The organism is Mycolicibacter sp. MU0102, assembly GCF_963378105.1.
Classification (GTDB): Bacteria; Actinomycetota; Actinomycetes; order Mycobacteriales; family Mycobacteriaceae; genus Mycobacterium; species Mycobacterium holstebronense.
The window spans coordinates 4,214,024-4,231,211 of sequence record NZ_OY726398.1 but is presented as its reverse complement, the minus strand read 5'-3'; the positions used below and the strand labels follow the sequence as shown (position 1 = coordinate 4,231,211).

Sequence of the window (17,188 nt, the reverse complement as noted above, 5' to 3'; positions counted from 1 at the left end):
AACCGCAAGGGACGGTAGCCTGAACATGCCCAGCTGCATGTATTGGAAGGATTTGGCCGCGCCCGGCCGATGTCTGATGAATCGCAAAAACGTGATCCGCACCGTAACCGCGATCGCAGTGGTGTTGCTGCTCGGTTGGTCGTTCTTCTATTTCAGCGACGACACCCGCGGATACAAGCCGGTCGACACTTCGGTGGCGGTGGCCCAGATCCACAGTGGCAACGTCAAGAGCGCCCAGCTCGACGATCGCGAGCAACAGCTGCGCCTGGTCCTGAAGACCCCGCTCACCAGCGTTGACGTGACCGACAAAGCCGGAAAGTCGGGTAAAGCCGACAAACCCGGCCGGGCCGAGAAGGTCGACAAGCTGATCACCAAGTACCCGACCGGGTACGCGGTTCCGCTCTACACCGCGCTGACCGCCAAGAAGGCCGAGATCAACACCACGGTGAACCAGGGCAGTCTGCTCGGTTCACTGCTGATCTACATGTTGCCGATGCTGCTGCTGATCGGGTTGTTCGTGATGTTCTCCCGAATGCAGGGCGGCGCCCGGATGGGCTTCGGCATGGGCAAATCACGAGCCAAACAGCTGGGCAAGGACATGCCCAAGACCACCTTCGCCGACGTCGCCGGCGTAGATGAGGCGGTCGAAGAGCTCTACGAGATCAAAGACTTCCTGCAGAACCCGGGCCGCTACCAGGCGTTGGGCGCCAAGATCCCCAAAGGTGTGCTGCTCTACGGCCCGCCCGGCACCGGCAAGACGCTGCTGGCCCGCGCGGTCGCCGGTGAGGCAGGCGTGCCCTTCTTCACCATCTCCGGCTCGGACTTTGTGGAGATGTTCGTCGGTGTCGGCGCCTCCCGGGTGCGGGACCTGTTCGAACAGGCGAAACAGAACAGCCCGTGCATCGTCTTCGTGGACGAGATCGACGCGGTCGGCCGCCAGCGCGGTGCCGGCATGGGCGGCGGACACGACGAGCGCGAGCAGACCCTCAACCAGTTGCTGGTGGAGATGGACGGATTCGGCGAGCGGGCCGGGGTCATCCTGATCGCGGCCACCAACCGGCCTGACATCCTCGACCCCGCGCTGCTGCGGCCCGGCCGGTTCGACCGCCAGATCCCGGTGACCAACCCCGACATCGCCGGGCGGCGGGCGGTGCTGCGGGTGCATTCGGCGGGCAAGCCGATCGGCCCCGACGCCGACCTGGACGGGCTGGCCAAGCGCACCGTCGGCATGTCCGGCGCCGACCTGGCCAACGTGATCAACGAAGCGGCGCTGCTGACCGCGCGCGAGAACGGCACCGTGATCACCGGAGCGGCACTGGAAGAAGCGGTGGACCGGGTGATCGGCGGTCCGCGCCGCAAGGGCCGGATCATCAGCGAGCACGAGAAGAAGATCACCGCTTACCACGAGGGCGGCCACACCCTGGCGGCGTGGGCGATGCCCGACATCGACCCGGTCTACAAGGTCACCATCCTGGCCCGCGGCCGTACCGGCGGGCACGCGGTCGCGGTGCCCGAAGAGGACAAGGGGCTGCGCACGCGCTCGGAGATGATCGCCCAGTTGGTCTTCGCCATGGGTGGGCGTGCCGCCGAAGAACTGGTGTTCCGCGAGCCGACCACCGGCGCGGTCTCCGACATCGAGAAGGCCACCGCGGTCGCGCGCGCCATGGTCACCGAATACGGCATGAGTGCCAAGCTCGGCGCGGTCCGCTACGGCACCGACCACGGCGACCCGTTCGTCGGGCGTGCGATGGGTACGCAGTCCGCCTACTCGCACGAAGTGGCCCGCGACATCGACGACGAGGTTCGCAAGCTGATCGAGGCCGCGCACACCGAGGCCTGGGAGATCCTCACCGAATACCGCGATGTGCTCGATGTGCTGGCCGGCGAGCTGTTGGAGAAGGAGACGCTGCACCGCGCCGACCTGGAGAAGATCTTCGGCGACGTGAACAAGCGGCCCCGGCTGACGGCGTTCGACGACTTCGGCGGGCGGGTCCCGTCCGAGAAGCCGCCGATCAAGACCCCCGGTGAGCTGGCCATCGAGCGGGGCGAGCCGTGGCCGCAGCCGAAGCCGGAACCGGCGTTCAAGGCCGCCATCGCTCAGGCGTCGCGAGAGGCGGCGGCCCGGGCGGGTGAATCCGGCCCCAACGGCAGCAACGGTGTGCCTGCCGGTGGCGACGCGGGCACCCAACCCGACTATGGGGCGCCGGCGGGCTGGCACGCACCCGGCTGGCCGCCTTCGCAGCAGCAGACGCAGGCCCCGCAGCAGGGCGGCTACTGGTACCCGCCCCAGCACTGGCCGCAGAGTGGTTACCCGCCCGCCCAGCACTACCCGCCGTATCAGCACCAGCCCCAGCCGTATCCCGGTGCGGGTCAGCCACCGCCACCGCCGGCATCGTCCGGTGAGGCAGATGGCGGCGGTCATGGCACGGAGAACAACCGGTCCGAGCAGCCGTCCGGTGACTGAGAAAGCGGGGTCGACGATGACGTCGACAATTTTCGATCAGGCGCGGGCTGAGGCCGCCGTGCGCGAGCTGCTGTTCGCGGTGGGCGAAGACCCCGACCGCCCAGGTCTGCTCGACACCCCGGCTCGGGTGGCGCGGGCCTATCAGGAGATGTTCGCCGGGCTCTACACCGACCCGGATGCGGTGCTGGAGACCACCTTTGACGAGCAGCACGAAGAGCTGGTGATCGTCAAGGAGATCCCGCTCTACTCGACCTGTGAGCACCACCTGGTGTCCTTTCACGGTGTCGCGCACGTCGGCTACATCCCCGGCTACGACGGCCGGATCACCGGTCTGTCCAAGCTGGCGCGGGTGGTGGACCTCTACGCGAAGCGGCCGCAGGTACAGGAGCGGTTGACCGCACAGGTCGCCGACGCCCTGATGCGCAAACTCAATCCGCGCGGAGTCATCGTGGTGGTCGAGGCCGAGCACCTCTGCATGGCGATGCGCGGAGTGCGCAAACCCGGTGCGATCACCACCACTTCGGCGGTCCGCGGGCAGTTCAAAACCGACAGCACGTCGCGCGCTGAGGCCCTGGAACTCATTCGGCGCAAGTGAGCCAGACACGCGTGCTGGTCGTCGGGGTGGTCAACGTCACCGCCGATTCGTTCTCCGACGGCGGGCGCTACCTCAACGTCGATCGCGCCGTTGAGCACGGCCGAGCGCTAGCGGGCCAGGGTGCGGCGATCATCGACGTGGGGGGCGAATCGACCCGGCCCGGCGCGGTGCGCACCGACCCGCGAGCCGAAGCGCAGCGAGTGGTTCCGGTCGTCAAAGAACTGGCTGACCACGGTATTACGGTCAGTATCGACACGATGAACGCCGCCGTCGCTGAAGCGGCACTGAACGCCGGCGCCGCGATCGTCAACGACGTGTCCGGGGGAGCGGCGGACCCCGCCATGGCTCCGCTGTTGGCCTCTTCGGGTGCCCGCTGGGTGCTGATGCATTGGCGGCCGGTCGATCCCGACAATCCGCATCGGGTGCCGTGCTACGGCGACATCGCCGCCGAGGTTCGTCGGGATCTGCTCTCCGCCGTCGACGCGGCGGTGGCCGCCGGCGTGGACCCGGCGCAATTGATCGTCGATCCCGGTCTGGGCTTCGCCAAGACCGCGCAACACAATTGGGCCCTGCTGCATGGGTTGCCACGATTGGTCGACCTCGGCCTGCCGGTGCTGGTCGGCGCGTCACGCAAGCGTTTTCTCGGTACGCTGCTGGCGAGCGAGGACGGCACGCCGCGGCCGCCCGACGAGCGCGAAACGGCCACCGCGGTGATATCGGCGTTGTCCGCGCTGCACGGCGCCTGGGGTGTGCGGGTGCACGACGTGCGGGCCTCGGTCGACGCGCTACGAGTCCTGGAAGCCTGGAATCAAGGAGGCGCAAGCGATGACTGATCGGATCGAGTTGCGCGGCTTGAAGGTTCGCGGCAACCACGGTGTGTTCGCGCACGAGCGTGCCGACGGTCAGGACTTCATCGTCGACATCACGGTCTGGATGGACCTCGCCGCTGCGGCGGCCAGCGACAACTTGGCCGACACCTACGACTACGGACAGCTCGCTCAGCGTGCCGCGGATATCGTCGCGGGCCCGGCTCGCGATCTCATCGAGACCGTCGCCGCCGAGATCGCCGAGGAGGTGATGGGCGACGCGCGGGTGCAGGCCGTGGAGGTGACGCTGCACAAGCCACACGCCCCGATCCCGCTCACCTTCGCCGACGTTGCGGTGGTGGCCCGGCGCTCGCGCACCGACCGGCGCGGCAAGGTGGTCCCGGCATGAGTCGCGCCGTGCTTTCCATTGGGTCCAACCTGGGTGACCGACTGGCCCTGCTGCAGTCGGCAGTTGATGGCCTGAGTCCCGCGGTGCGCGCGGTATCGGGGGTGTACGAGACGCAGGCGTGGGGCGGCGTCGAACAGGGCCCGTTCCTCAATGCGGTGCTGATCGTCGACGATCCGGCCGCCGACGGAGAAGTCTGGCTGCGCCGCGCGCACGAACTGGAGCAGGCGGCTGAGCGAGTGCGCACGCAGCGCTGGGGGCCGCGAACCCTGGATGTCGACGTGATCAGCTGCCGCGATCCGCACGGGATGGAGGTGCTGTCCGACGACGACGAGCTGACATTGCCCCATCCCCGGGCCCATCTGCGTGCATTCGTACTGGTGCCCTGGCTGTCGGTCGAGCCGCAGGCACGACTGACCGTAGACAGCCGGCCGCGCGCGGTGACGGATCTGCTCGACGAACTGGACCCGGCGGAGCGTGCCGGGGTCTCGCTGACCGACCTGGTGCTGCAGCTCTGATGGGCCCGACTCGCAAGCGTGACGTGGCCGCCGCGGCAGTCGCGGTCGCCATCATCAGCTGCTTGGCGGTCCCGCTGCTGTACCGATGGTTTCCGCCCATCACCGTGTGGACCGGGATATCGCTGCTGGCGGCCGCGATTGCCGAGGGCGCCTGGGGTCGCTACGTCGGCGTGAAGATCGACGATGGCCAGATCGGCGTCGGGTCCGGCCGGCTGCATCCGCTCGCGGTGGCTCGCACCGTGGTGGTCGCCAAGGCATCGGCCTGGATGGGGGCGCTGGTGCTCGGCTTCTGGCTGGGTGTGCTCGGCTATCTGCTGCCACGCCGGTCCACGCTGCAGGTTGCGGCCCAGGACACCGGCGGCGCCGTGGTCGCCGCGGCCAGCGCGCTGGCTCTGCTCATCGCCGCGCTGTGGCTGCAGAACCGCTGCAAGTCGCCGCACGATCCGGGCCCGTCCGCCGAGCTGACCGGAAACCAACCCGGGTAAGAATCGCCGGAGTGGGGCGACACGCGGATTGACCTCGTACAGGTACAGTCGGGCAATGCGCGCCAGCAGCGGTACCCGACAGAGCGACGAGGTGGAGCGGCGCAGATGAATTCGGTCCTGTCCCGCGCCCCGGGTCGGCGTGGAGTTCGCAGGCCGGGCTGGACATTGATGACGGCGTTGCTGATCCTCGCGATCGCCGCGAGTTCGGCGCTGGTGTTCACCAGTCGGGTGGAGCTGCTCAAACTCGCCGTCATCATCGCGCTGTGGGCCGCAGTCGCGGCGGCGTTCGTCTCGGTGATCTACCGGCGGCAAAGCGATGTGGACCAGGCCCGCGCCCGAGACCTGAAGTTGGTCTACGACCTACAACTGGACCGGGAGATTTCCGCGCGGCGCGAATACGAGCTGACGGTGGAGTCCCAGCTGCGCCGCGAACTGGCCTCCGAACTGCGGGCACAGGCCGCCGACGAGGTCGCCGCGTTGCGCGCCGAGCTGTCCGCGCTGCGCACCAACCTGGAGATTCTCTTCGACGCCGACCTGAGTCACCGACCGGCCCTCGAGCCTGAGCGCACCCCGGTCCGTGCCTACAGCGACTGGGCGCGCTCCGCTGAGCAACCCCACACCGGTGCCACCCGGGTCGCGTCGGCGGCCACCACGAGCTACCCGCCGGACTCGGTCACCGCGACCGCGGAGAACCCGATCATCGACGTTCCGGAGGTGCGGATCCCGGCCGCCGGGAGCCCCCCGCCCCAGACTCCGCAGAAACCGCAGGCGCAGCACGTCGAGGGCCGCCGCGGTTCGCATCGCCGTAGCGCCGACGAATCACCCCGGATCCCCGAGGAGACCCCGCCGGCACAACCGGCCGCCACCCGCTGGGCCCAGCCGCCGCAGCCCTTCGTCGCGCCCGAACCCCGCCGCGAGCCGGAGCCGCCGCAGCCGCCACCGGCCCCGCAGCCTGCGCCTCCTCGGTCCGCAGCGCCGGCCCCGTCCTGGAAACCCGTTGGCGCCGAAGGGGAATGGCTGCCCCCGGGCGCTCCCGGCAGCCACTGGTCCGCGGATGTTCCGGCGGAAGCCGGACGGCACGGCGTGCCCGAGCAGAGCACCGAAACGCCGAGCCGCCACGGTCGCCACTCCGGCTCGGCCGAATCCGCCGCCGGTCCGGTGAACGGCGCCGAAGCCGCACGCCACGAGGGAGGCGGTCGTCGTCGGGCGCGCTCTCGGCACGCGGCGGAGCCTGCCGGCGAGCAAGTCCAGCCGACTCCGGTCAACCCGGCACCGCCGGTAGTCGTTGAGCCGCAGGTGGCCGAGCCGGCGGCTCCCGCCCACGTCAGTGCGGCCGCGTCCCGGCACTCGGCCGGCGCCGATGGGAGCGCTGACGGCCCCAGCACTGGCGGCCAGTCGGTGGCTGACTTGCTGGCCCGGCTGCAGCCCGCCTCGACCGAAGGCCGCCGGCACCGCCGCCGCGAGGACTGATCCCCGCTCAACTGCGACCAACGTCACTCGCAGCGCCCGGACCGATCGGGATAGACTCACCGGCGACCGTCCGGTACCCGCAGCGCGGGACTGGAACGAAAACCACGAGAACCTGTGAGGTCGTCTGCATGGCGCAGTTCGACGGACTGCGGCCCGCCCGGCTCAAGGTCGGCGTCATCTCGGCCGGCCGCGTCGGCACCGCACTCGGTGTTGCGCTGGAGCGCGCCGAGCATGTCGTGGTGGCGTGCAGTGCCATCTCCGAGGAGTCGCGGCAGCGCGCTGCGCGCCGGCTGTCCGACAGCCTGATCCTGCCGGTACCCGATGTCGCCGCGGACGCGGAACTGCTGCTGCTCGCCGTCCCCGACACCGAACTGGCCGGCATCGTGGCCGGTCTGGCCGCTACGGGGGCAGTGCGCGCCGGCACTATCGTCGTCCACACCTCCGGGGCCACCGGGATCAGCGTGCTTGCGCCGCTGACCGAGCAGGGCTGCCTGCCGCTGGCCATTCATCCCGCGATGACCTTCACCGGCTCGGACGAGGACATCGACCGGTTGTCCGAGAGCTGTTTCGGTATCACCGCTGCCGACGAGATCGGCTTCGCCATCGCAGAGGCACTGACGCTCGAGATCGGCGCTGAGCCGTTCCGCGTCGAGGAATCCGCCCGCACCCTCTACCACGCCGCACTGTGCCACGGCGGAAACCACGTGGTCACCGTCATCGACGACGCGCTGGCCGCGTTGCGGGCGGCATTGCCGGGGCGGCTCGGCTCGACCGTGGCCGATGACCCCGACGGAATCGCCGAGCGGGTGCTCGGACCGCTGGTGCGCGCCGCGCTGGCCAACACCCTGCGTGACGGCCGGGCCGCACTGACCGGTCCGGTGGCCCGCGGCGACTCGGCCACCGTGGCCCGGCACCTGCGGGCGCTGGCCGCCGTGGACCCCGACCTGGCCGAGGCTTATCGCACCAACGCCCTGCGCACGGCGCACCGCGCCGGTGCCGCCGACGACGTGCTGGAGGTGCTGGCTCGATGAGCTCGAATACGGTCCGGGGCCCGCAGCCCACCTTCACCGCCGGCGGGCTCAACGTCTATGAGCGCCCGGACGATGTCGCCCGAGTCAGCCGGGCCCTGCGGTCGACCGGCCGCCGGGTGGTGCTGGTGCCGACCATGGGCGCCCTGCATGAGGGTCACCTGTCGCTGGTTCGCGCGGCGCAACGGGTGCCCGGTTCGGTGGTGGCGGTGTCGATCTTCGTCAACCCGCTGCAGTTCGGCGCCGGAGAGGACCTCGACGCCTACCCGCGCACCCTGGACGACGACTTGGCTGCGCTGCGTGCCGCGGGGGTCGACCTGGTTTTCACGCCGACTGCCGCTGCCATGTATCCGAACGGCCCGCGCACCGCCGTACATCCGGGACCGCTGGGAGCCGAACTCGAAGGGGCCGCGCGCCCGACCCACTTCGCCGGCATGCTCACCGTGGTCTGCAAACTGCTGTCGATCGTCAACCCCGACCGGGTGTTCTTGGGGGAGAAGGACTATCAACAGTTGGTGTTGGTGCGCCAGATGGTCACCGACCTCAACCTCGATGTGACGGTGGTGGGAGTTCCCACCGTGCGCGAGTCCGACGGCCTGGCGCTGTCCTCGCGCAATCGCTACCTCGACCCCGCGCAGCGCGAAGCCGCGACGGCTCTGTCGGCCGCCCTGGCTGCCGGCGAGCGCGCGGCCGCGGCCGGTGCGCAAGCGGCCCTGGATGCCGCCGCCGCGGTGTTGTCCGCGGTACCTGCCGTCGACGTCGACTACCTGGAGGTTCGAGGCGTCGACCTCGGCCCGGCACCCGCCGAAGGAGCCGGACGCCTGCTGATCGCCGCCCGGGTCGGCTCGACCCGACTGCTCGACAATGCGGCGATCACGCTCGGAATTCCCATCGACGCCGATGTGGCGTTAGCCGCACAAACCCGGAGGAATTGATGTTTCGGACGATGCTCAAGTCGAAGATTCACCGTGCCACGGTCACTCATGCTGACCTGCACTATGTCGGCTCGGTGACCATCGACGCCGACCTGATGGACGCTGCTGACCTGCTCGAGGGCGAGCAGGTCACGATCGTCGACATCGACAACGGTGCCCGACTGGTCACCTACGCCATCACCGGCGAGCGGGGCAGCGGTGTCATCGGAATCAACGGTGCGGCAGCGCATCTGGTGCACCCCGGCGACCTGGTCATCCTGATCGCCTACGGCACCATGGAAGACGCCGAGGCCCGTCGCTACCGGCCGCGGATCGTGTTCGTCGACGCCGAGAACAAGCAGGTGGACCTCGGTGACGACCCGGCCTTCGTTCCCGACGACGTTTCGGATCTGCTCTCGCCCAGAAGCGTGCACTAACCGTGCTGCTGGCGATTGACGTCCGCAACACCCACACCGTCATCGGTCTGATCTCCGGTTCCGGTGACAACGGAAACGTTGTGCAGCAGTGGCGGATTCGGACCGAGGCGGAGATCACCGCCGACGAGCTGGCGCTGACGCTGGATGGACTCATCGGCGACGACGGCGAACAACTCACCGGCGCCGCCGCGCTGTCCACCGTCCCGTCGGTGCTGCACGAAGTTCGGCTGATGCTCGACCAGTACTGGCCCTCGGTCCCCGCCGTATTGATCGAGCCCGGGGTGCGCACCGGGATCCCGCTGCTGGTGGACAACCCCAAGGAAGTGGGCGCCGACCGGATCGTCAACGGGTTGGCCGCGTTTCACAAGTTCAAGACGGCAGCGATCGTCGTCGACTTCGGTTCGTCGATCTGCGTCGACGTGGTTTCGGCCAAGGGGGAGTTCCTGGGCGGTGCCATCGCGCCCGGCGTCCAGATCTCCTCGGACGCCGCCGCTGCCCGCTCCGCCGGCCTGCGCCGGGTCGAGCTCACCCGGCCGCGCTCGGTGATCGGTAAGAACACCGTCGAATGCATGCAGGCCGGCGCGGTCTACGGGTTCGCCGGCCTGGTCGACGGTCTGGTTCGCCGGGTTCGCGAGGAGGCCGCGGGCGCCGGGGACGACGTGACCGTGGTCGCCACAGGCCACTCCGCGCCGCTGTTGCTGGCCGATCTGGAGACGGTCGACCATCACGACGCCAATCTGACGCTGGACGGACTGCGGCTGGTGTTCGAACGCAACCGGGACAGCCAGCGGGGCAGGCTCCGTCCGGCGCGCTGAGCGCCGCCGGCTTTTCGTTCTGTAGCCCCTGTTCCTCTAAGCTGGCGGGTCGTGAGCTCCGCCGACGTTTCCCCCGCCACGCAGGACGAATCCGACCTCCCCGAGCAGTTCCGGATCCGCCGCGACAAGCGGGCTCGGTTGCTGGCCGAAGGCCGCGACCCCTACCCCGTGGCGGTGGACCGTACCCACACGCTCGCCCAGATCCGGGCCGGTTACCCCGACCTGGCCGCCGACACCGCCACCGGCGACGTCGTCGGCATCGCGGGGCGAGTGGTATTCGCCCGCAACTCGGGCAAGCTGTGCTTCGCGACCCTGCAGGAGGGCGACGGCACCCAGCTTCAAGTGATGATCAGCCTCGCCAGTGTCGGGGAGCAGGAGCTCGAGGCGTGGAAGGCCGACGTCGACCTCGGTGACATCGTCTACGTGCGCGGCGAAGTGATCAGCTCCCGCCGCGGCGAGTTGTCGGTGCTGGCGGATTCCTGGCAGATCGCCTCCAAGTCGTTGCGCCCGCTGCCGGTGGCGCACAAGGAGATGAGCGAGGAGTCGCGGGTTCGGCAGCGCTACGTCGACCTGATCGTCCGGCCGGAGGCGCGTACAGTGGCCCGCCAGCGCATCGCGGTCATTCGCGCGGTGCGCAACGCGCTTGAGCGTCGCGGATTCCTTGAGGTCGAAACGCCGATGCTGCAGACATTGGCCGGCGGAGCGGCCGCCCGGCCTTTCGTCACCCATTCAAACGCCCTCGACGCGGACCTTTTCCTGAGAATCGCACCAGAACTTTTCCTGAAACGCTGCGTTGTCGGTGGGTTCGACCGGGTCTTCGAACTGAATCGTGTGTTCCGGAATGAAGGCGCCGATTCCACGCATTCGCCCGAGTTTTCGATGCTGGAGACCTACCAGGCCTACGGCACCTATGACGACTCGGCAGTGGCTACCCGCGAGATTATTCAAGAGGTCGCCGATGAGGTGATCGGGACCCGTCAACTGCCGCTGCCCGACGGCAGCATCTATGACATTGACGGTGAATGGGCGACGGTTGAAATGTATCCATCACTGTCGTCCGCACTCGGTGAGGAGATCACCCCCGCGACCTCGGTGGCCGACCTGTGGGCGATCGCGGATCGACTCGGCGTGGAAATACCTAAAGATCGCGGCTATGGACACGGCAAACTGGTCGAGGAACTCTGGGAACACGCTGTCGGCCATGCACTGAGTGCCCCGACATTCGTTCGGGATTTCCCGGTCGAGACGACGCCGCTGACTCGCCAGCACCGCAGCATCGAGGGTGTCACCGAGAAGTGGGACCTCTATATGCGCGGTGTCGAACTGGCCACCGGCTATTCCGAGCTCATTGACCCGGTGGTGCAGCGCGAACGTTTCGCTGCCCAGGCCCTCGCAGCGGCCGCCGGAGATGACGAGGCGATGGCCCTCGACGAGGACTTCCTGGCGGCGATGGAACACGCGATGCCGCCCTGCACAGGTACCGGAATGGGTATCGACCGCCTGTTGATGGTGTTGACGGGTCTATCAATTAGAGACACCGTTTTGTTTCCGATTGTTCGTCGCCAAGGTAACTGAACTGCGCCGAAGCCTGTTGTGTTGAAGCAGGCGTATCTTTATGGCAGATTAGTCGGCGAGGTCGAATACGGCTTGCGCACCGATTGCGCGCACGAAAGCTAACCAAGGGGTACCAATGGCGAAAAAAGTGACCGTCACCTTGATCGATGATTTCGATGGTGAGGGTGCCGCCGACGAAACGGTCGAATTCGGCCTGGACGGGGTGACCTACGAGATCGACCTTTCAAGCAAGAATGCTACGAAACTGCGCGCAGAACTGAAGAAGTGGGCCGATGCGGGCCGTCGGGTCGGAGGCCGCCGGCGTGGCCGCTCCGGTGGCGGTCGCCGTGGAACCATCGACCGCGAGCAGAGCGCCGCGATCCGCGAATGGGCCCGCCGTAACGGGCACAATGTGTCGACCCGCGGGCGTATCCCGGCCGACATCATCGACGCATTTCACGCCGCAACCTAGCCGGCGGTTCAGCGAGGCTTCGACGCAGGATCGGCGAACCTGGGACCGTCGCGTGGACCCGATAGGTTTCGCTGCTGGCGAACCTTGCGCCCGTCGGAACACATTCGGTGGGTTTAGACGTTGGTCCCTTGCATCCGGTGTCAGGTCTTTCGAGACGGGCCATCGGATGGTCGATTCAGTACGCACTGCAAGGCAGGTCACAGCGCGCTGCGCCGCCCACTAGAGTGGACAGCAGGCACGCCGGCCGAGCCGAGGCCGATCAAGTGCCGATCGCGAGGGAGAGCAGGTAGCCACCGATGTTCGAGAGATTTACCGACCGCGCCCGCAGGGTTGTCGTCCTGGCCCAAGAAGAGGCCCGGATGCTCAACCACAACTACATCGGGACCGAGCACATCCTGCTGGGCCTGATCCACGAGGGTGAAGGCGTCGCCGCCAAGTCGCTGGAGTCCCTGGGCATCTCTTTGGAAGGGGTGCGCAGCCAGGTCGAGGAGATCATCGGCCAGGGCCAGCAGGCGCCGTCCGGGCACATCCCGTTCACCCCGCGCGCCAAGAAGGTGCTTGAGCTGAGCCTGCGTGAGGCGCTGCAGCTCGGCCACAACTACATCGGCACCGAGCACATTCTGCTCGGCCTGATCCGTGAGGGTGAGGGCGTCGCCGCCCAGGTTCTGGTGAAGCTGGGCGCTGACCTGACCCGGGTCCGCCAGCAGGTGATTCAGCTGCTGAGTGGCTACCAGGGCAAGGAGACCGCGGAGGCCGGCACCGGGGGACGGGGCGGCGAGTCCGGCTCACCGTCCACCTCGCTGGTGCTCGACCAGTTCGGTCGCAACCTGACCGCGGCCGCCATGGAGGGCAAGCTCGACCCCGTCATCGGCCGCGAGAAGGAAATCGAGCGGGTCATGCAGGTGCTGAGCCGGCGCACCAAGAACAACCCGGTGCTGATCGGTGAGCCCGGCGTCGGCAAGACCGCTGTGGTCGAAGGTCTGGCGCAGGCCATCGTGGCCGGTGAGGTCCCGGAGACGCTGAAGGACAAGCAGCTCTACACCCTGGACCTGGGTTCGCTGGTGGCCGGCAGCCGTTACCGCGGTGACTTCGAGGAGCGCCTGAAGAAGGTGCTCAAGGAGATCAACACTCGCGGCGACATCATCTTGTTCATCGACGAGTTGCACACCCTGGTCGGTGCCGGTGCGGCCGAGGGCGCGATCGACGCGGCCTCGATCCTCAAGCCGAAGCTGGCTCGCGGTGAACTGCAGACCATCGGCGCCACAACCCTCGACGAGTACCGCAAGTACATCGAGAAGGACGCCGCACTGGAGCGCCGGTTCCAGCCGGTGCAGGTTGGTGAGCCCACTGTCGAGCACACCATCGAGATCCTCAAGGGTCTGCGGGACCGTTACGAGGCCCACCACCGGGTCTCGATCAGCGACTCGGCGATCGTGGCGGCAGCCACCCTGGCCGACCGCTACATCAACGACCGGTTCCTGCCGGACAAGGCGATCGACCTGATCGATGAGGCCGGTGCCCGGATGCGAATCCGCCGGATGACCGCGCCGCCGGACCTGCGTGAGTTCGACGAGAAGATCGCCGACGCGCGCCGGGAGAAGGAGTCCGCGATCGACGCGCAGGACTTCGAGAAGGCGGCCAGCCTGCGGGATCGGGAGAAGCAACTCGTCGCGCAGCGCGCCGAGCGGGAAAAGCAGTGGCGCTCCGGGGATCTGGATGTCGTGGCCGAGGTCGACGACGAACAGATCGCCGAGGTGTTGGGCAACTGGACCGGTATCCCGGTGTTCAAGCTCACCGAGGCCGAGACCACCCGCCTGCTGCGGATGGAAGACGAGCTGCACAAGCGGATCATCGGCCAGGAGGACGCCGTCAAGGCGGTCAGCAAGGCGATCCGGCGTACCCGTGCCGGGCTGAAGGACCCCAAGCGGCCGTCGGGCTCGTTCATCTTCGCCGGCCCGTCTGGTGTCGGTAAGACCGAGCTGTCCAAGGCGCTGGCCGAGTTCCTGTTCGGCGACGACGACGCGCTCATCCAGATCGACATGGGCGAGTTCCACGACCGGTTCACCGCGTCGCGGCTGTTCGGTGCCCCTCCGGGCTACGTCGGCTACGAAGAGGGCGGTCAGCTGACCGAGAAGGTGCGGCGCAAGCCGTTCTCGGTGGTGTTGTTCGACGAGATCGAGAAGGCCCACGCCGAGATCTACAACAGCCTGTTGCAGGTTCTCGAGGACGGCCGGCTCACCGACGGGCAGGGCCGCACGGTGGACTTCAAGAACTGCGTGTTGATCTTCACCTCCAACCTGGGCACCTCCGACATCTCCAAGGCGGTCGGACTGGGCTTCACCCAGGGTGGCGGGGAGAACAACTACGAGCGGATGAAGCTCAAGGTCAACGACGAGCTCAAGAAGCACTTCCGCCCGGAGTTCCTGAACCGCATCGATGACATCATCGTCTTCCACCAGCTCACCAAGGAAGAGATCATCGAGATGGTCGATCTGATGATCGGCCGGGTGGCCAAGCAGCTCAAGGCCAAGGACATGGACATCGCGCTGACCGACAAGGCCAAGTCACTGCTGGCCAAGCGCGGCTTCGACCCGGTGTTGGGTGCGCGTCCGCTGCGACGCACCATCCAGCGCGAGATCGAAGACCAGCTCTCGGAGAAGATCCTGTTCGATGAGCTGGGTGCTGGCCAACTGGTCACTGTCGACGTCGAGAACTGGGACGGCGAGGGTGCACACGAGAACGCGGTGTTCACCTTTGCCGGTAGCCCGAAGCCGACGGCGGAGGCATCCGATCTGGCTAAGGCCGGCGCGGAGTAACTGCTACTGACGCGAAACGGGCGGCACCTTGCGAGGTGCCGCCCGTTTCGCGTTCAACAGGTCTGTCAGCGCAGGCCTCGCCGCCAGAAGAAGTGGTGCACCATCCCGCTGGGGCTTGGGATCTGCTCAAGATGGAAACGGTCGACTAGCTCTTCGGGGCTCGTCCACAATCTTTCCCCGCGGCCGAGCTCGACCGGTGCGACCGCGACGTGCATCGTGTCGATGAGATCGGCGTCGAGGAACTCCCGAACCGTCGCAACGCCGCCGCCGATGCGCACGTCTTTGCCCTCAGAGGCAGCCAACGCCCGCGCCAGTGCGTCCTGGGGGGAGGCATCGAGAAAATGGAAGGTGGTGTCGCCCAAGGTGAATGACGGTCGCGCATGGTGGGTGAGGACGAACACCGGGGTGCGGAACGGAGGCTCATCGCCCCACCATCCCTGCCAGTCGTAGTTCTCCCACGGGCCGCGCTGCGGACCGAATTTGTTGCGCCCCATGATCTCTGCGCCGATGTTGTAGGCCCAGTCGCGGGTGATGTAGTCATCGAGTCCGAAGCTGCCGCCGGGATCGGTCCGGTTGACCCAGTGCGCGGTGGCTCCTGCCCAGGACATGAATTCCGCCGGATCGGCATGACCGAACGGACGCTCGTGGCTTTGCCCTTCCCCGGCGCCGTACCCGTCGCTGGAGACGCTGAAGTTCTGCACCCGGACCAGTGGTCGCATGGAATCCCTTCCTGGGCTAGCGCTGCGTCGGCAGCAGGCCGAACGCCTGCTTGGCGACCTGCAGCATCCAACTGCCGACGCTCTTACCGTGATCACGCGGCCAATTGAGCTGGAAGCTGACCACCCACGGCTGACCGCCCCGGTCCACGGCGTACCAGCTGAAGGTCAGGTCGCCGGGCAGACCGCCGGCTTTGGCACCGATGTAGGGCCAGTCGGTACGCGGCAGATCGATGCCACGCACCGCGGACAGGATCTCCCGCACCGGTGCAGCCTTACCCACCGCAGCGGCCTGCAGTGCGACATGTACCCGGCAGATGTCCTCCGCGCTGCCGTACCACTCGGCGCCATAGGCGGACGCCGGGATATGCGCACGGATCGGATCGGGCTCATAGGGCCGGGAATCGGCCTGCTGCAGCAGCTTTGCCCGCTCCTGCGGTGAACCGTGCTGCCACTGCTCGCGCAGATCGGGCTTGCCCCAACCCACCGAGAACAGTTCGTACATGGTGGGAAACGGCGTCATGCTGGCCGGGTCGTGGTGACCGGCCGCGGCCAGTGCATGCTCGACCGCGCGGGCGCCTACCCGGCCGATGAGCAGATCGGTCGCCATGTTGTCGCTGGTGGCGATCATCTTCTCGGCGGCCCTGCGCACCGACACATGGGCGCCGTCGGGCAGCTCCTCCAAGCCGGACGAGCCGACCGCTTTGGCCCGGCCAGTGATGGTCAGCGGGTCGTCCCACGACACCGTCCCGGCCTTGACCTCGTTGGCCACCGCCAGCAGCACATACAACTTGAAAATCGATGCCAGCGGCAGGGATTGGGCGGTGTTGGCACCGGCGACCGGCTTACAGACGCCGCCTTCGATCCGCGACGCCTGGTAGGAGTACCGCGCACCGGTCTTGTTCAGCACCGCATCGAGGTCGTGCCAGGAGCCGATGGTCGGTGCCTCGGTGGTCGGTTTGAACAGGTCCACCATCCCGTTGTCGTCGGTGCGGAGCCTGATGTCTTGGCGCGCACCGTAGGAGGTGGTCAGGTGCAGGGTTGCCGCGCCGGCCCGGATGTCGACGCTGTCGAGGTGAAACGGCCTGTCCCACCACAGCGATTCCATGGTCGTGACCACCTGCTCGACCTTGTCCGGTGCGGCCAGGGTCGCCACCCCGATCGGACCGATCGGCCAATCGGAGTTCAGCATGTCCATGGTCTGCTTGGCGCGCAGACCCGGCGGAGTCTTGGTCGAAATCGTCACGCCGCTGTCGGACCCGGCATCGGCGGGCGATGCAGGTGAAGGGGCGCAGCCGGCGGCTGCCCCGGCAGCGAGGGCGACCAGGGTCAGAGCGGTCGTCCATGTCGCCAGGTGGCGCCGCACGGGGCTAGGCCTGTGCGGCGGTTCCGGCGACGTCAAGCACGACCTCGAACTCCAGCAACGATGCTCCGGTCGCCACCGGCTTGGCCCGCTGTCCGGCGTGAGCTTCGACGGCGGGCCCCTGTGCCCACGCCTGGAACGCTTCGTCGGACTCCCAGTGCGTCACCACGAAGTAGCGGTCGTCGCCCTTGACGGGGCGCAGCAGCTGGAAGCCAAGAAAACCGGGCTGGTTCTCCACAGCGTGCGCCCGATTTGCGAACCGTTTCTCCAGTTCGGGCCCGGCGTCGGCGGGCACCTCGATTGCATTGATCTTCACCACTGACATGGGC

General features: G+C 67.8%; 17 protein-coding genes. 14 read left to right on the top strand and 3 right to left on the bottom strand.

Going from position 1 to position 17,188, the window contains the following annotated elements; all coding sequences use genetic code 11:
• The first annotated feature begins 76 nt into the window (after window positions 1-76).
• From ftsH to clpC1, 14 genes are all read left to right on the top strand, one after another.
• Entirely contained in the window at window positions 77-2,464 is a 2,388-nt protein-coding gene (ftsH, locus tag RCP37_RS19920) for an ATP-dependent zinc metalloprotease FtsH (RefSeq protein ID WP_308484680.1), read from the top strand.
• Window positions 2,465-2,480: 16 nt separating this feature from the next.
• On the top strand, window positions 2,481-3,059 hold the full coding sequence (folE, locus tag RCP37_RS19915) for a GTP cyclohydrolase I FolE (protein ID WP_308487165.1): 579 nt from the start codon (window positions 2,481-2,483) through the stop codon (window positions 3,057-3,059).
• Window positions 3,056-3,892, top strand: coding sequence for a dihydropteroate synthase (gene folP, locus RCP37_RS19910; protein WP_308484679.1), 837 nt, complete (start codon window positions 3,056-3,058; stop codon window positions 3,890-3,892). The genes folE and folP overlap by 4 nt, the downstream gene beginning before the upstream one ends.
• The gene (folB, locus tag RCP37_RS19905) at window positions 3,885-4,274 is read left to right on the top strand and encodes a dihydroneopterin aldolase (RefSeq protein ID WP_065040511.1); all 390 of its coding nucleotides are present in this window, start codon (window positions 3,885-3,887) and stop codon (window positions 4,272-4,274) included. The genes folP and folB overlap by 8 nt, the downstream gene beginning before the upstream one ends.
• Window positions 4,271-4,789, top strand: coding sequence for a 2-amino-4-hydroxy-6-hydroxymethyldihydropteridine diphosphokinase (gene folK / locus RCP37_RS19900; RefSeq protein WP_308484678.1), 519 nt, complete (start codon window positions 4,271-4,273; stop codon window positions 4,787-4,789). The genes folB and folK overlap by 4 nt, the downstream gene beginning before the upstream one ends.
• Window positions 4,789-5,274 carry a DUF3180 domain-containing protein gene (locus RCP37_RS19895; RefSeq protein WP_308484677.1) on the top strand — a complete coding sequence of 162 codons (486 nt, stop codon included), beginning with the start codon at window positions 4,789-4,791 and terminating at the stop codon, window positions 5,272-5,274. The genes folK and RCP37_RS19895 overlap by 1 nt, the downstream gene beginning before the upstream one ends.
• A 105-nt stretch (window positions 5,275-5,379) precedes the next feature.
• A complete protein-coding gene (locus RCP37_RS19890) occupies window positions 5,380-6,744 on the top strand; it encodes a DUF6779 domain-containing protein (RefSeq protein WP_308484676.1) in 1,365 nt (454 codons plus the stop codon).
• 128 nt (window positions 6,745-6,872) lie between these two features.
• Window positions 6,873-7,775 (top strand): Rossmann-like and DUF2520 domain-containing protein, encoded by a 903-nt coding sequence (locus RCP37_RS19885; RefSeq protein WP_308484675.1) that lies wholly within the window; start codon window positions 6,873-6,875, stop codon window positions 7,773-7,775.
• Complete coding sequence (gene panC, locus RCP37_RS19880) at window positions 7,772-8,707, top strand: pantoate--beta-alanine ligase (protein WP_308484674.1); 936 nt, start codon at window positions 7,772-7,774, stop codon at window positions 8,705-8,707. Before RCP37_RS19885 ends, panC begins: the two co-directional genes overlap by 4 nt.
• The gene (gene panD / locus RCP37_RS19875; protein WP_308484673.1) at window positions 8,707-9,123 is read left to right on the top strand and encodes an aspartate 1-decarboxylase; all 417 of its coding nucleotides are present in this window, start codon (window positions 8,707-8,709) and stop codon (window positions 9,121-9,123) included. The genes panC and panD overlap by 1 nt, the downstream gene beginning before the upstream one ends.
• A gap of 2 nt (window positions 9,124-9,125) precedes the next feature.
• Complete coding sequence (locus RCP37_RS19870; RefSeq protein ID WP_065040518.1) at window positions 9,126-9,938, top strand: type III pantothenate kinase; 813 nt, start codon at window positions 9,126-9,128, stop codon at window positions 9,936-9,938.
• Window positions 9,939-9,989: 51 nt separating this feature from the next.
• Window positions 9,990-11,513 (top strand): lysine--tRNA ligase, encoded by a 1,524-nt coding sequence (lysS, locus tag RCP37_RS19865; protein ID WP_308484672.1) that lies wholly within the window; start codon window positions 9,990-9,992, stop codon window positions 11,511-11,513.
• A gap of 115 nt (window positions 11,514-11,628) precedes the next feature.
• Window positions 11,629-11,964, top strand: coding sequence for a histone-like nucleoid-structuring protein Lsr2 (lsr2, locus tag RCP37_RS19860; protein ID WP_024442366.1), 336 nt, complete (start codon window positions 11,629-11,631; stop codon window positions 11,962-11,964).
• A gap of 296 nt (window positions 11,965-12,260) precedes the next feature.
• Window positions 12,261-14,780, top strand: a complete 2,520-nt coding sequence (gene clpC1, locus RCP37_RS19855) for an ATP-dependent protease ATP-binding subunit ClpC (protein ID WP_308484671.1) — start codon at window positions 12,261-12,263, stop codon at window positions 14,778-14,780.
• 65 nt (window positions 14,781-14,845) lie between these two features.
• On the opposite strand, the gene RCP37_RS19850 is transcribed toward clpC1, so the two are convergent.
• From RCP37_RS19850 to mhuD, 3 genes are read right to left on the bottom strand one after another with little or no spacing between them, the layout of a single operon-like run.
• Window positions 14,846-15,499, bottom strand: a complete 654-nt coding sequence (locus RCP37_RS19850; protein ID WP_308484670.1) for a dihydrofolate reductase family protein — start codon at window positions 15,497-15,499, stop codon at window positions 14,846-14,848.
• 16 nt (window positions 15,500-15,515) lie between these two features.
• Window positions 15,516-16,862, bottom strand: a complete 1,347-nt coding sequence (locus RCP37_RS19845) for a serine hydrolase (protein WP_373693063.1) — start codon at window positions 16,860-16,862, stop codon at window positions 15,516-15,518.
• A gap of 4 nt (window positions 16,863-16,866) precedes the next feature.
• Window positions 16,867-17,184 carry a mycobilin-forming heme oxygenase MhuD gene (gene mhuD / locus RCP37_RS19840; RefSeq protein ID WP_024442369.1) on the bottom strand — a complete coding sequence of 106 codons (318 nt, stop codon included), beginning with the start codon at window positions 17,182-17,184 and terminating at the stop codon, window positions 16,867-16,869.
• Window positions 17,185-17,188 lie beyond the last annotated feature (4 nt).